Genomic DNA, 14,652 nt, shown 5'->3' on the forward strand with positions numbered 1-14,652 from the left:
ACAGGCTCGGGAGAAAGAACCATGGTTGTAAGCGCCAACAGACTTGAACTGCTGCAGATTGCCGACGCGGTCGCGCGTGAAAAGTCGATCGACAAGTCGATCGTCATCGCCGCCATGGCCGATGCGATCCAGAAGGCGGCGCGGTCGCGTTATGGCCAGGAGACCAACATCCGCGCCGACATCAACCCGAACACCGGTGAGATGAAGCTGCAGCGGCTGATGGAAGTGGTCGAAAAGGTCGACGATTACGCCACCCAGATCGCTATTTCCTCGGCACGCGAGCGCAATCCCGACGCCCAGCTCGGCGATTTCATCGCCGAACAGCTGCCGCCGATGGATTTCGGCCGTATCGCCGCCCAGTCGGCCAAGCAGGTCATCGTGCAGAAGGTGCGCGAGGCCGAGCGTGACCGCCAGTACGACGAATACAAGGACCGCATCGGCGAGATCGTCAACGGCACCGTCAAGCGCGTCGAATATGGCAACGTCATCGTCGATCTCGGTCGTGGTGAGGCGATTATCCGCCGTGACGAGCTGATTCCGCGCGAAAACTACAAATATGGCGATCGCGTCCGCGCCTATGTGTACGATGTGCGCCGTGAACAGCGCGGCCCGCAGATCTTCCTGTCGCGTACCCATCCGCAGTTCATGGCCAAGCTCTTCACCATGGAAGTGCCGGAGATCTATGACGGCATCATCGAGATCAAGTCGGTCGCCCGCGACCCGGGCTCGCGCGCCAAGATCGCCGTCATTTCGCGTGACAGCTCGATCGATCCGGTCGGCGCCTGCGTCGGTATGCGCGGCAGCCGCGTCCAGGCCGTCGTCGGCGAATTGCAGGGCGAAAAGATCGACATCATTCCGTGGTCGCCTTCGGCCGCCTCCTTCATCGTCAATGCGCTGCAGCCGGCGGAAGTCGCCAAGGTCGTGCTCGACGAGGACGCCGAGCGCATTGAAGTGGTGGTTCCCGACGATCAGCTGTCGCTGGCCATCGGCCGCCGCGGCCAGAACGTGCGCCTTGCCTCGCAGCTCACCGGCTGGGACATCGACATCCTGACCGAGGCCGAGGAATCCGAGCGCCGTCAGAAGGAATTCGTCGAGCGCTCGGCGCTCTTCATGGAAGCGCTTGATGTCGACGAGATGGTCGGCCAGGTGCTGGCCTCCGAAGGCTTCACCAGCGTCGAGGAAGTCGCCTATGTCGATGCTGGCGAAATCGCCTCGATCGACGGCTTCGATGAGGATACCGCCTCAGAAATCCAGACCCGCGCCCGTGAATATCTGGAGAAGATCGAAGCCGAGCATGACGAGAAGCGCAAGGCGCTCGGCGTTTCGGACGAACTGCGCGAAATCCCCGGCGTCACCACCGCCATGATGGTGACGCTCGGCGAGGATGGCGTGAAGACGATCGAGGATTTCGCCGGCTATGCCGCCGACGACCTCACCGGCTGGAAGGAACGCAAGGACGGCGAGACCAAGGTCTATCCGGGTGTGCTGGCCAACCACGGCGTTTCGCGCGCCGACGCCGAGCAGATGGTTCTGGCCGCTCGCCTCAAGGCCGGCTGGATCACCGAGGACGAGCTTGCGGCCGAAGAAGAACCGGCTGACGAAGCCGTTGGTGCGTGAGGTGAACCCGCATCGCACACAACCCGCCCTTGGACGAGATGAACGATCGCACCTGCATCGTCACCCGCAAACAGGCCGAACCGGATGAATTGATCCGGTTCGTCGTCGGTCCGGATTCGGCCGTCGTTCCCGATCTCAAGAGAAATCTGCCCGGCCGTGGTTGCTGGGTGAGTGCTGACCGCCTACATATTGAGAAGGCGGCGGCCAAGAACCTTTTTGCCCGCGCCTTCAAGGCACAGGTGGTTGTGCCGCCCGATCTTGGCGGCATGGTCGACGGGCTGCTTTCCAGGTCCGCTCTGGGTATGCTGGGTCTTGCCCGCAAGGCAGGGGCGATTTCCCTTGGCGCTACCAAGGTCGAGAGCGCGGTGCGCGGTGGACTGGCGCTTTTCGTGCTCCACGCGACCGAGGCGTCCGATGACGGCGTGCGCAAGATCAGCCAGGCGCGGCGGGCGACCGTCCATATCGGCGGCCCTTCCATCCTTGCCTACAAACTTTTCTCCGAGGCCGAGTTGAGCTTGGCATTGGGGGGTACAAATGTGATACATGCTGCCGTCCTCGCGGGAGACGCGGGTAAGGCGGTCCAGAAGCGCATGGTTGCGCTCGACCGATATCGGGGCGGTACCCCGGACGATCTTGCAATGCTTGCGGCCGTTGCTGACGAAGATGATGCCGCAGAGGATATGGAATGAGCGATACGAAATCGGGCGACGACAAGACGTTGAGTGTTACACCGAAGAAGACCTTGACGCTGAAGCGCCCCGGCATGGAACAGGGCACTGTGCGCCAGAACTTCTCGCACGGCCGTACCAAGTCGGTCGTGGTCGAGACCAAGAAGCGCAAGTTCTCGCTGCCCGGCGACAAGCCGGAGCCGGTTGCCGCTCCGCCCGCGCCCGTCTTCACGCCGAAGCCGGCGGTCGTGGCGGCACCTGTCGTGCAGGAAGCGCCCAAGGCGCCGCCCCCGCCGCCGCCTCCGGTCGAGCGCAGCGGCATGGTGCTGAACGAATTGTCGCGCAGCGAAATGGAAGCGCGCCGCAGGGCGCTCGAAGGCTCGAAGGTCCGCGAGGTCGAGGACCGTCAGCGCGCCGCCGAAGACGCCAAGCGCCGCGCCGAGGACGAAGAGCGCCGCAAGCGCGAACGCGAGGACTCCGCGCGCCGCCAGGCCGAGGAAGAGGCACGGCTGCAGACCGAGGCGGAATCGCGTCGTCGCGCCGAGGAAGAGGCACGCCGCCGCGCCCCGCAAGCCGCTGAGTTGGCGACCGCCGACGAGGAGGAAGAGGTCAAGCCGAAGCGGGCGACCGCCGGTGCGCCGGTGCGCCGCCTGGTCACGCCCGAAGTGGCGCGCCCGGCCAAGCCCACCAAGAGCGAGGAAGACCGTCGCCGTGGCAAGCTGACACTGAATTCCGCATTGTCCGACGAGGATGCGCGGGCCCGTTCGCTGTCGTCGATGCGTCGCCGCCAGGAAAAATTCAAGCGCGCGATGCATAACGAGCCGCGCGAGAAGGTCATGCGCGAAGTGATCCTGCCCGAGACCATCACCATCCAGGAACTGGCGCAGCGCATGTCCGAGCGTGCTGTCGACCTGGTCAAGTACTTCATGAAGCAGGGCCAGATCCTGAAGCCGGGCGACGTCATCGATGCCGACACGGCCGAACTGGTCGCTACCGAATTCGGCCACACGGTCCGCCGCGTCGCCGAATCCGACATCGAGGAAGGCCTGTTCAATATCGCCGACCGTCCGGAAGACCTCGTGTCGCGTCCGCCGGTCGTCACCATCATGGGCCACGTCGACCACGGCAAGACGTCGCTGCTCGATGCCATCCGCAACGCCAATGTCGTTTCCGGCGAGGCCGGTGGCATCACCCAGCATATCGGCGCCTATCAGGTCGAGAAGAATGGTCAGAAGATCACCTTCATCGACACGCCCGGTCACGCCGCCTTCACGGCCATGCGCGCCCGTGGCGCCCAGGCGACCGACATCGCCATCCTGGTGGTCGCGGCCGACGACAGCGTCATGCCGCAGACGATCGAATCCATCAGCCATGCCAAGGCGGCTGGCGTTCCGATCATCGTGGCGATCAACAAGATCGACAAGCATGACGCCGATCCGCAGAAAGTGCGCTCGGAACTCTTGCGCCACGAGGTCTTCGTCGAATCGATGGGCGGTGAAGTGCTGGACGTCGAAGTGTCGGCGACCAAGGGCACCAATCTCGACAAATTGCTCGAGGCGATCCTGCTGCAGGCCGAAATCCTCGACCTCAAGGCCAACCCCGACCGCACCGCCGAGGGCGTTGTCATCGAAGCGCAGCTCGACAAGGGCCGTGGTCCCGTCGCCACCGTGCTGGTGCAGACCGGCACCTTGATGCCGGGCGACATCCTCGTCGCCGGCAACGAATGGGGCCGTGTGCGCGCGCTGGTCAACGATCGCGGCGAGCAGATCAAGGAAGCGCCGCCGGCAATGCCGGTCGAGGTGCTCGGCTTGCAGGGAACACCGCAGGCCGGCGACCGCTTCGCCGTGGTCAACAACGAGGCCCGCGCCCGCGAGATCACCGAGTATCGCCAGCGTCTGGCGCGTGAGAAGGCGGTGGCCAGGCATGCCGGCCAGCGCGGCTCGCTCGAACAGATGATGTCGCAGTTGCAGACGAGCGGGCTGAAGGAATTCCCGCTGGTCATCAAGGGCGACGTGCAGGGTTCGATCGAGGCGATCAACGCCGCGCTCGACAAGCTTGGCACCGACGAGGTGCGTGCGCGCATCGTCCATTCCGGCGCCGGCGCCATCACCGAAAGCGACGTGTCGCTGGCGGAAACGTCGGGTGCGGCGATCATCGGCTTCAACGTGCGCGCCAATGTGCAGGCGCGTGCCGCGGCCGCGGCCGCCGGCATCGAGATCCGCTACTACTCGATCATCTACAACCTCGTGGATGACGTGAAGGCGGCTCTGTCGGGCCTGCTCTCGCCGGAACGCCGCGAGACCTTCATCGGCAATGCCGAGATCCTCGAGATCTTCGACATCACCAAGGTCGGCAAGATCGCCGGCTGCCGTGTCACCGAAGGCAAGGTCGAGCGTGGCGCGGGCGTGCGCCTGATCCGCGACAACGTCGTCATCCACGAAGGCACGCTGAAGACCCTGAAGCGCTTCAAGGACGAAGTTTCGGAAGTCCCGGGCGGCCAGGAATGCGGCATGGCCTTCCAGAACTACGAGGACATGCGCGTCGGCGACGTCATCGAGTGCTTCCGCGTCGAGATGGTGACCCGCACACTCTGAGTTCGAGTGGTTTGTCGATATCGGGCGGTGGTCGAAAGACCGCCGCCTCGGCGCTATTGAGAATGACCGTTTGAGACATGCGGCACGGTCCCATCCCGCGCCCCACGCTTTCAGGATTGAAAAAAATGCCCCGTTCCACGACATCAAGCCCATCCCAGCGCATGCTGCGCGTCGGCGAACAGGTGCGCCACGCGCTCTCTGAAACCTTGCAGCGCGGCGAGATCATCGACCCGCTGATTGAAAATGCGGTCGTTTCGGTCTCGGAAGTGCGCATGTCGCCCGATCTCAAGATCGCCACGGCCTTTGTTTCTCCGCTCGGCGCCAAGGATGCCGACGCGGTGATCGAGGCACTGAACAAGCATGCCAAGTTCGTGCGCGGTCGCGTCTCCGGCGCGCTCAGGCAGATGAAGTACATGCCGGAATTCCGCTTCCGGCTGGATACCTCCTTCGACAATTTCGCCAGGATCAACGACCTGCTGAAGTCGCCCGAAGTGGCGCGCGACCTGGATAGCGACGGCAACAAGGAAGAAGAATAATGGCGCGTCGCGGCAAGAAGAAGGGCCGGCCGATCTCAGGTTGGGTGGTGCTGGACAAGCCGGTCGGCATGGGTTCGACCGAAGCCGTCTCCAAGATCAAATGGCTGTTCCAGGCCGAAAAGGCAGGCCATGCCGGCACGCTCGACCCGCTCGCCTCCGGCATGCTGCCGATCGCGCTGGGCGAAGCCACCAAGACCGTGCCCTACGTGCAGGACGGCGCCAAGATCTACCGTTTCACCGTTGCCTGGGGACAGGAGCGTTCGACCGATGACCTCGAAGGCCCGGTGACGAAAGAGGCCGATCAGCGCCCATCGGAAACCGATGTCCGGGCGCTGCTGGGGAAATACACCGGCGTCATCATGCAGACGCCGCCGCAATTCTCGGCCATCAAGATTGCGGGCGAGCGCGCCTACGATCTCGCCCGCGAAGGCGAGACGGTCGACATACCCGCGCGCGAGATCGAGATCGGCCGGCTCGATATTGTCGAGCACAGACCGGACCGGACGATTTTCGAGGTCGAATGCGGCAAGGGCACCTATGTGCGTTCGCTGGCCCGCGACATGGGCCGCGACCTTGGCTGCTTCGGCCATATCAGCGAACTGCGCCGGGTCGAGGTGGAGCCGTTCACGCCGGAGGACTTCGTCACCATCGCCGAACTCGAGGCCGCCCGCTTTGGCGCCACGGTCGATGAGGATGATGCGCAAGCGGCCGACGAAGCCGAGCCGGCTGACGCGGTGGCCAAGCCGATAGACTTCGACGCCATCGACGCGCTTCTTGTCGACACCTCGGCTGCTCTCGACTGCCTGCCGCAGATCGCCATCAGCGACGATGCCGCGACCAAGATCCGCCTCGGCAATCCGGTCATCATTCGTGGTCGCGACGCACCGGTGGAGGCCGAAGAGGCCTGCGCCACGTCACGCGGCAAGCTGGTCGCCATCGGCGCCATTGAGCAAGGCATGTTCAAGCCCAAGCGGGTCTTTGCCGGGTAATCGGTCCGGCCACCATCGCGGCACAGGAACAGAGTTTGCATAACGGCGGATAGTGAAGGGCGGTTCACGAAAGCTCGTTCTGCTTTTCTTGCGTGTACATTATGTGCATAATCCGATCATGACAGACCTCCTGGAAAAAGCCGTAGCCGTGGCCCGGGACCTTTCCCCGGCCATGCAAGATGAGATAGCTCGCGCCATGCTCATGCTTGCTGCCGAGGAGGCGGAGCCGGTGCTTCTGACGCCTGATGAACGTGCGGCTATTGCGATATCGCGATCGGCTGCCGCACGCGGCGAATTTGCGACTGATGATGAAGTGCGTGCTATGTGGGCCAAGTACGATCTGTGAAGGTTCGCTTCACCAGTCCGGCCCTCGCCGATCTGAACAACCTCGTTGACTACATCAATATTCACTCCCCGCGAGGCGCCCATCGTGTCCGGCAACGCATCAAGCTTTTGTTGGAGCGGATCGAGGGTCAACCGTTCCTTGGCAAACGAACGGACGATCCGGCCATCCGCCGTCTCGCAACCATCCCTTACCCCTATCTGATTTTCTACGAAGTGGCCGGCGAAGAAATCATCGTTCATGCCGTACGTCACGGTGCCCGAGATCCATCGTCCATGCCAGGTCAATCATAGGCATTCGACTATACATGTTTACGGCAACAACCAGGTTTCGACGAGTGGTGGCATGGCAAAGGCCGAAACGGTGAAAAAAAGCGCGCCGGTGAAGACCAGGCGGCCGCCTGTCGGCGCCTCGCCCGGCACGCTGATCGCCGATCCGGCGGCGCGGCGCTCCGAATTGCGGCTGACGTTGGTCTCGTCGCAGAAATTCAAGACGATCGAGAATGCCAGCATCGACGATGTCGAGGCCAATTGCCGGAAATGGCCCGTCATCTGGCTCGACTGCACCGGCCTCGCCAACATCCAACTGATCGAGGAAATCGGCCGCATCTTCAGCCTGCATCCGCTGGCGCTCGAGGACGTGGTCAACACCGGCCAGCGGCCGAAGGTCGACTTCTTCGAGGATCATGCCTTTGTCGTCATGCGCATGATCGACGACGTCACCTCGCATCGCTACGAGCAGATCGCTCTCTTCCTCGGCGAGAACTTCGTCGTCACCTTCCAGGAGCGCGAGGGCGATCCGTTCGATCCCGTGCGCAAGCGCATCGAGAGTTCGGCGCCCAACCGCTTGCGCACACGCGGCGCCGACTATCTCGCCTATGCGCTGATCGACGCCATCGTCGACAGCTATTTTCCGCCGATCGAGGCTGCCGGCGACCTGGTCGACAGTATCGAGGACCAGATGCTGCATTCCACACACAAGCACCAGATGCGGCAGCTGCACGAACTGCGGCGCGACGCCAATGTCCTGAAAGGCGTGCTGTGGCCGATGCGCGATGCACTTGCAACGCTGATCCGCAACGACGTGGCCTATGTCACGGCCGAGACCAAGGTCTTTCTCAACGACACGCTCGACCATTCGCTCAGGCTGATCGAGCTTGTCGAGACCCAGCGCGACATGCTGACCGGCCTGATCGAAATGCATCTGTCGCTGAGCCAGGCCCGCACCAACGACGTCATCTCCTATCTCACCATCGTCTCGGTCATCTTCATGCCGCTCACCTTCCTGGTCGGCATCTGGGGTATGAACTTCGACCCCGCCAGCTCGCCGTGGAATATGCCGGAGCTGAAGGCGTACTACGGCTATCCATTGTCTCTGCTGTTCATGGCTGCGATCGCTGTTGGGCTGATTGCATTCTTCAAATGGAAGAAATGGCTTTGACGGGGGTTAAACCTGCCATTTGAGCCTCAAAAGCCGGCTTGTGAATTGGGCTGGTGTTTTTCGCGGAATTGCACTATATGCGCCGCAGCATAGCGCCTTGATGCTTTGCATGCACGGCCCCTGCTGGACGACATCCCGGCTGTGGGCGACCCGTTTCCTCAAACAGATAAGGAAAAACACGATGTCGATTACTGCCGAGCGCAAACAGGAATTGATGACCGAATTCGCAACCGCCAAGGGCGATACCGGGTCTCCGGAAGTCCAGGTGGCCATCCTTTCCGAGCGCATCAAGAACCTGACCGACCATTTCAAGGACCACAAGAAGGATAACCATTCCCGCCGTGGTCTGCTCGCTCTCGTGTCCCAGCGCCGCAGCCTGCTTGATTATCTCAAGCGCAAGGACGACTCGCGCTATCAGACTCTGATCGAGAAGCTCGGTCTGCGCCGTTGACGAATTGACCGGCGGGCTTTCTTCGGAAAGTCCGCCGGTCGCGCATTCTGTCAGTCGCATAGGCTGGCTAGACCCGGTTTCGAGCGCGCAAAGGGCCACTCGAAACCGCCCATGGACGGTCATGGGGCAGGATTGCAGGACGCTCGCACGCGCTTGTCGCGCCCAAATCACCCGAGCTTCCCGTTGTCTTGCCCGTGGCTGCCCGAGAAAGGAAGCCAGGCAAAGGGCATCCGCGCACCGTGAAACGGCGCGGCCCTTGCCGCTTATTAAGGACAAGACATGTTCAATCACCACAAAGTGGAAATCGAATGGGGCGGCCGTCCGCTCATCCTGGAAACCGGCAAGATCGCGCGTCAGGCTGACGGCGCCGTGCTCGCGACCTACGGCGAGACCAAGGTCCTCGCCACCGTCGTTTCGATGAAGGAGCCGAAGCCCGGCCTCGACTTCTTTCCGCTGACCGTCAACTACCAGGAAAAGACCTATGCCGCCGGCAAGATCCCGGGCGGCTATTTCAAGCGTGAAGGCCGTCCGAGCGAGAAGGAAACGCTGGTTTCGCGCCTCATCGACCGCCCGATCCGCCCGCTCTTCGCGGCCGGCTACAAGAACGACACGCAGATCGTCGTCACCGTCGTCCAGCACGATCTCGAAAATGATCCGGACATCCTGTCGATCGTCGCCACCTCGGCGGCCCTGACGCTCTCCGGCGTTCCCTTCATGGGCCCGGTCGGCGGCGCGCGCGTCGGGTACATCAACGGCGAATACGTGCTGAACCCGCATGTCGACGAGATGCAGGAATCCAAGCTCGACCTCGTTGTCGCGGGCACCGCCGACGCCGTGCTGATGGTCGAGTCGGAAGCCAAGGAACTTGGCGAAGAGCTGATGCTCGGCGCCGTCATGTTCGGCCACAAGGGTTTCCAGCCGGTCATCGACGCCATCATCAAGCTGGCCGAAGTTGCAGCCAAGGAGCCGCGCGACTTCACCGCGCCGGACTATTCCGCGCTTGAAGCCGAGATGCTGAAGATCGTCGGCGACGAACTGAGCAATGCCTACAAGAACGTCGACAAGCAGAAGCGCTACGCCGCCGTCGACGCCGTCAAGGCGAAGGTCAAGGCCGCGTTTGCCCCGGCCGAGGGCGAGGACGCAAAGTACACCTCCGAGCAGATCGGCTCCGTGTTCAAGGAGCTCCAGGCCAAGGTCGTGCGCTGGAACATCCTCGACACCGGCGCGCGCATCGATGGCCGCGACCTGAAGACGGTTCGCAAGATCGTCTCCGAAGTCGGCGTCCTGCCGCGCACCCACGGTTCGGCGCTGTTCACCCGCGGCGAGACCCAGGCGCTGGTCGTTGCCACGCTCGGCACCGGCGAGGACGAGCAGTATGTCGATTCCCTGACCGGCATGTACAAGGAGAAGTTCCTCCTTCACTACAACTTCCCTCCCTACTCCGTCGGTGAGACCGGCCGCATGGGTTCGCCGGGCCGCCGCGAAATCGGCCATGGTAAGCTCGCCTGGCGCGCCATCCGTCCGATGCTGCCCTCCGCTGACCAGTTCCCCTACACGCTGCGCGTCGTCTCGGAGATCACCGAGTCCAACGGCTCGTCTTCGATGGCCACCGTCTGCGGTACCTCGCTGGCGCTGATGGATGCCGGCGTGCCGCTGGCCAAGCCGGTTGCCGGCATCGCCATGGGCCTGATCAAGGAAGGCGAGCGCTTCGCCGTGCTCTCCGACATCCTTGGTGACGAAGATCATCTCGGCGACATGGACTTCAAGGTTGCCGGCACCGAAGGCGGCATCACCTCGCTGCAGATGGACATCAAGATCGATGGCATCACCGAAGAGATCATGAAGATCGCGCTTGGCCAGGCCAAGGACGGTCGCCTGCATATCCTCAGCGAGATGGCGCATGCCCTGACCGGCGCTCGCCCCGAACTCGGTGAGTTCGCACCGCGCATCGAAGTCATGCACATCCCGACCGACAAGATCCGCGATGTGATTGGTTCGGGCGGCAAGGTCATCCGCGAGATCGTCGAGAAGACCGGCGCCAAGATCAACATCGAGGACGACGGCACGGTCAAGATCGCTTCATCGAACGCCAAGGAGATCGAGGCGGCCAAGAAGTGGATCCACACCATCGTCGCCGAGCCGGAAGTCGGCGAGATCTACGAAGGCACGGTCGTCAAGACCGCCGACTTCGGCGCTTTCGTCAACTTCTTCGGTCCGCGTGACGGTCTCGTCCACATCTCGCAGCTTGCCAACGACCGGGTCGCCAAGACCTCGGACGTCGTCAAGGAAGGCGACAAGGTCTGGGTCAAGCTGATGGGCTTCGACGAGCGCGGCAAGGTCCGCCTGTCGATGAAGGTCGTCGACCAGGCCACCGGCAAGGAACTCGCCCGCGACAGGAAGGCCGAAGGCGAAGAAAACGCCGCCTGATCGGTCTGACGGAATAATGAGGCGGGCGCGGCTTAGGTCGCGCCCGTTTTTGTTTATGGAGCACGGCTATGTCCGCTGAAGCGCTGAAGACGCTTTTTCACCCGTTCGAGGCCGAGGCTCTTTCCTTGCCGAGGAGGGGCGAGCGCGTTCTCTTTCTCGGCGCCGAACCCGGCCTGCGCTTGCCGCCGGCTTTCGAGGCTACGCTCAATCTCGTCCAGGGCTTCCGACCGTATTTCCGTGCGTTGCAGGCGGCGGGCTTCATGGTCACGCCGCAATCGGCTGGTGACGGTTTTGACGCCGCGTTGGTGCTCGCCGGCCGCCATCGCGGCCAGAACGAACTGCGCATCGCCGAGGCTATGGAGCGCGTGGCAGAGGGCGGATTGATCGTCATTGCCGGTGGCAAGGAGGATGGCCTCGCCAGCCTGCGCAAGCGTGTCGGCGATCTTGCACTGCTTGATGGCCACCTGCCGAAATATCACGGCATTGCCTTCTGGCTGCGCCGCCCGGCTGATATGCAGGCCGCCGCCGCGCTTCGGGCCGCCAATCCCGCCTTGCTGGTCGGGGACCGTTTCCACACCGCACCCGGCATGTTCTCCTTCGATCGCGTCGATGCGGGTTCGAAACTGCTGGTCGACAACCTGCCCGGTGATCTGCGTGGCAGCGCAGCCGATTTCTGCGCCGGCTGGGGCTATGTGGCGGCGCAGATGGCCGACCGTTCCCCAGGCCTGACGGGCCTCGATCTCTACGAGGCCGATTTCGACGCGCTGGAGGCGGCCAGGGGCAATCTCGGCGACACCGTGGCGCAAGGCTTCTTCTGGACCGACCTGCTCGCCGAGCCTGTCGAGCGCCGTTACGACGTCATCGCCATGAACCCGCCCTTCCATCGCAGCCGTGCGGCGGAGCCTGAGATCGGCGCCGGCATGATCCGCGCGGCGGCCAAGGCGTTGAAGCCCGGTGGCAGGCTGTTCATGGTTGCCAACCGGCAACTTCCTTACGAGCCGGTGCTGTCGGCCGCTTTTGCCAGTCATGCGGAGCTTGCCCGCGACGGCATGTTCAAGGTGTTTGTCGCGCGCCGGTAGTCCCGGTGCTCGGGTGATCAATGCAGATTGGCGACACGCCTGGTGTCATCGGCGGCATGCTCGGCGCCAACCCTGATCTTGAGCGGCGCCGGTCGGCCGAACAGATAGCCCTGCACCACCTCGCAGCCGGCGGCCCGCAGCAGCGTCGCCTGGCTTTCGGTCTCGACGCCTTCGGCGATGATGCTGACGCCGAGCGCCCGCGAAAGCCCGACAATGGTCGACACGACCGCGCCGGAGCTGGCGTCGGTATCGATGCGGCTGACGAAGGAACGGTCGATCTTCAGCTTGCCGAACGAGAAGTCGATCAGATAGCTGAGGTTGGAATAGCCGGTGCCGAAATCGTCGACGGCGACCGAGATGCCCATCTCGGCAAGCTCTTTCAGGATGGCGGCCGCGCGGTCGCGGTCCTGCATCATCGCTGTCTCGGTGACTTCCAGTTCCAGCCGTGACGGCTTGATGCCGGTGGTCCGCATCGTGTCGCGCACAAGGCCGACGAAGTCCTTGGTCATGAACTGGACCGGCGAGATGTTGACGGCGACGAAACAGTCGTCCGGCAGATGGCGGGCATCGCTGCAGGCCTTGCGCAGCACCCATTCGCCGATCGGGTTGATCATGCCGGTTTCCTCGGCGATCTGGATGAACTCCATCGGCGGGATCATGCCGCGTTCGGGATGCTTCCAGCGGATCAACGCTTCGTAGCCGACGATGCGGCCGGTCGGAAGGTCGAGCTGCGGCTGATAGTGCAAATCGAAATCACCGCGCTCGAAGGCCGCGTGCAGCTCGGATTCGACCCATTGGCGATGGTCGGCCACCCGTCCCATCTCGCTGTCGAACACCGACCAGTTGCCAACCCCGCTGGCACGCGCATTCTGCAGCGCCAGGTTGGAGCGCCGCAGGATGAGGACCGGATCGACACCGTCCTTGGGCATCGCCACGATGCCGACCGACAGGCTCACCGATTGCTGATGGCTGCTGAGTTCATACGGCTCCATCATCTCGTCGATGAGCCTCTCGACCATGCTTTCCAGGGTTCCTTCGACCAGATGGTCCGGGAGCAGTACCGCGAACTCGCCGGCCCCGATGCGGCCGATCAGGGCGCGCGACGGCACGCAGCCGTGCAGCCGCTTGGTGAAGGCGCGGATCAGTTCATCGCCCTGGGTGTAGCCGATCGCGTCGTTGATCTGCTTGAACCGGTCGATGTCGATGTCGATCAGGAACACCGGTTCCCCGGTCCGGCTTGTCGTGCATGCCGCCTCGGCGATCTTGCCGACCATGGCCGGGCGCGCCAGCAGTCCGGTCAGCTTGTCGAAATGGGTTTCGTTGAAGACGAAATCCACCGATTCATCGATGCCGGCGAAGAAGGACATTGCCGCCACCGATGCCGCCAGCGCGCAAAGCGCGGCCATGATCGCGACCATCATATCGGCCGATACGCCGGCAAACCCGTCGCCGAGACCGTGCTTCAGGCCCCAGATGCCGAGGACGAAACTGCCAATGCCCGAACTTGCTATCGTGAGCAGTCGGAACACCGGCGTTCGCTTCGGGTTGCTGACGGCAGGCATGAAAAGGTCCCCAGATTGGCAACTCTATAGCGGAAATCTTCTTAAAATGAGTTTCCGCGAATGAATCCAATTTTACTGGAGAGGATTATTTTCTTTACTGGGAAAGGACCACTTGGCGGGACCGCTCTTCAGTCGTGCCCGCCATCCGTCTGCTTCAACTCATCGAGCGTCGGCATCGAGACGATGTGATAGCCGGAATCGACATAGTGGATTTCGCCGGTGACACCGGACGCAAGGTCGGACAGGAGATAGAGCGCGGAGCCGCCGACCTCGTCGATCGTCACCGTGCGGCGCAGCGGTGAGTTGCGCTGCTGGTAGGAGAACATGTGGCGGGCGTCCGAAATGCCGGCGCCAGCGAGTGTGCGTACCGGCCCCGCCGAGATGCCGTTGACGCGGATGCCGCGCGGGCCGTAGTCGTTGGCGAGGTAGCGCACGCTGGCCTCAAGACCGGCCTTGGCGACGCCCATGACATTGTAGTTCGGCATGACGCGGACCGAGCCGGCATAAGTCAGCGTGATCATCGAGCCGCCGCCAGTCATCAGCGGCGCGGCATTGCGCGCCACCTCGGTGAAGGAATAGCAGGAGATCACCATGGTGCGGATGAAATTGTCGCGGCTGGTGTCGGCGTAGAGGCCTTTCAACTCGTTCTTGTCGGAAAAACCGATGGCATGGACGACGAAGTCCAGTCCGCCCCATTCCTTGCCAAGCGTCTCGAACGTGGCGGCGACCGAAGCGCTGTCCTCGACGTCACAGGGGACGACTAGTGAAGCGCCGAGCTTGTCGGCGAGCGGCTTCACCCGGCGGCCGAAAGCCTCGCCCTGATAGGTGAAGGCGAGCTCCGCCCCATGTTCGGACAATTTCTGCGCGATGCCCCAGGCGATCGAATGATCATTGGCGACACCCATGACAAGTCCGCGCTTGCCCTTCATCAATCCGTCCATGGCCG

Annotated in this window: 13 protein-coding genes; 11 read left to right on the forward strand and 2 right to left on the reverse strand. The window is 63.1% G+C overall.

Translation table 11 applies throughout. The features are described from left to right. The first annotated feature begins 21 nt into the window (after window positions 1-21). The 11 genes from nusA (at window position 22) to LB569_RS01540 (ending at window position 12,144) form a co-directional block, all read left to right on the forward strand. Window positions 22-1,617 (forward strand): transcription termination factor NusA, encoded by a 1,596-nt coding sequence (gene nusA / locus LB569_RS01490; RefSeq protein WP_140706254.1) that lies wholly within the window; start codon window positions 22-24, stop codon window positions 1,615-1,617. A gap of 38 nt (window positions 1,618-1,655) precedes the next feature. Then, entirely contained in the window at window positions 1,656-2,306 is a 651-nt protein-coding gene (locus tag LB569_RS01495; protein WP_013891268.1) for an RNA-binding protein, read from the forward strand. Further along, entirely contained in the window at window positions 2,303-4,879 is a 2,577-nt protein-coding gene (gene infB, locus LB569_RS01500) for a translation initiation factor IF-2 (protein WP_140706251.1), read from the forward strand. The genes LB569_RS01495 and infB overlap by 4 nt, the downstream gene beginning before the upstream one ends. 125 nt (window positions 4,880-5,004) lie before the next feature. Then, window positions 5,005-5,415 (forward strand): 30S ribosome-binding factor RbfA, encoded by a 411-nt coding sequence (gene rbfA, locus LB569_RS01505; protein WP_224690793.1) that lies wholly within the window; start codon window positions 5,005-5,007, stop codon window positions 5,413-5,415. Beyond that, window positions 5,415-6,404 carry a tRNA pseudouridine(55) synthase TruB gene (gene truB / locus LB569_RS01510; RefSeq protein ID WP_224690794.1) on the forward strand — a complete coding sequence of 330 codons (990 nt, stop codon included), beginning with the start codon at window positions 5,415-5,417 and terminating at the stop codon, window positions 6,402-6,404. The genes rbfA and truB overlap by 1 nt, the downstream gene beginning before the upstream one ends. A 118-nt stretch (window positions 6,405-6,522) precedes the next feature. Beyond that, a complete protein-coding gene (locus tag LB569_RS01515; RefSeq protein WP_140706245.1) occupies window positions 6,523-6,750 on the forward strand; it encodes a hypothetical protein in 228 nt (75 codons plus the stop codon). Beyond that, window positions 6,747-7,040 carry a type II toxin-antitoxin system RelE/ParE family toxin gene (locus LB569_RS01520; protein ID WP_224690795.1) on the forward strand — a complete coding sequence of 98 codons (294 nt, stop codon included), beginning with the start codon at window positions 6,747-6,749 and terminating at the stop codon, window positions 7,038-7,040. Before LB569_RS01515 ends, LB569_RS01520 begins: the two co-directional genes overlap by 4 nt. Before the next feature lie 52 nt (window positions 7,041-7,092). Continuing rightward, window positions 7,093-8,187, forward strand: a complete 1,095-nt coding sequence (gene corA / locus LB569_RS01525; RefSeq protein ID WP_224690796.1) for a magnesium/cobalt transporter CorA — start codon at window positions 7,093-7,095, stop codon at window positions 8,185-8,187. Window positions 8,188-8,287: 100 nt separating this feature from the next. Continuing rightward, window positions 8,288-8,638: a 30S ribosomal protein S15 gene (gene rpsO / locus LB569_RS01530; protein ID WP_411970184.1), complete on the forward strand. Its 351-nt coding sequence runs from the start codon at window positions 8,288-8,290 to the stop codon at window positions 8,636-8,638. A gap of 279 nt (window positions 8,639-8,917) precedes the next feature. Continuing rightward, complete coding sequence (pnp, locus tag LB569_RS01535; RefSeq protein ID WP_224690797.1) at window positions 8,918-11,065, forward strand: polyribonucleotide nucleotidyltransferase; 2,148 nt, start codon at window positions 8,918-8,920, stop codon at window positions 11,063-11,065. A gap of 68 nt (window positions 11,066-11,133) precedes the next feature. Next, window positions 11,134-12,144, forward strand: a complete 1,011-nt coding sequence (locus tag LB569_RS01540; RefSeq protein ID WP_224690798.1) for a class I SAM-dependent methyltransferase — start codon at window positions 11,134-11,136, stop codon at window positions 12,142-12,144. A gap of 17 nt (window positions 12,145-12,161) precedes the next feature. Here LB569_RS01540 and LB569_RS01545 read toward each other — a convergent pair whose 3' ends face one another. Further along, entirely contained in the window at window positions 12,162-13,706 is a 1,545-nt protein-coding gene (locus LB569_RS01545) for a putative bifunctional diguanylate cyclase/phosphodiesterase (protein ID WP_224690799.1), read from the reverse strand. A 128-nt stretch (window positions 13,707-13,834) separates the two neighbouring features. Next, window positions 13,835-14,647, reverse strand: a complete 813-nt coding sequence (gene fabI / locus LB569_RS01550; RefSeq protein ID WP_224690800.1) for an enoyl-ACP reductase FabI — start codon at window positions 14,645-14,647, stop codon at window positions 13,835-13,837. Window positions 14,648-14,652 lie beyond the last annotated feature (5 nt).

The organism is Mesorhizobium sp. BH1-1-4, assembly GCF_020165665.1.
Lineage (GTDB): Bacteria > Pseudomonadota > Alphaproteobacteria > Rhizobiales > Rhizobiaceae > Mesorhizobium.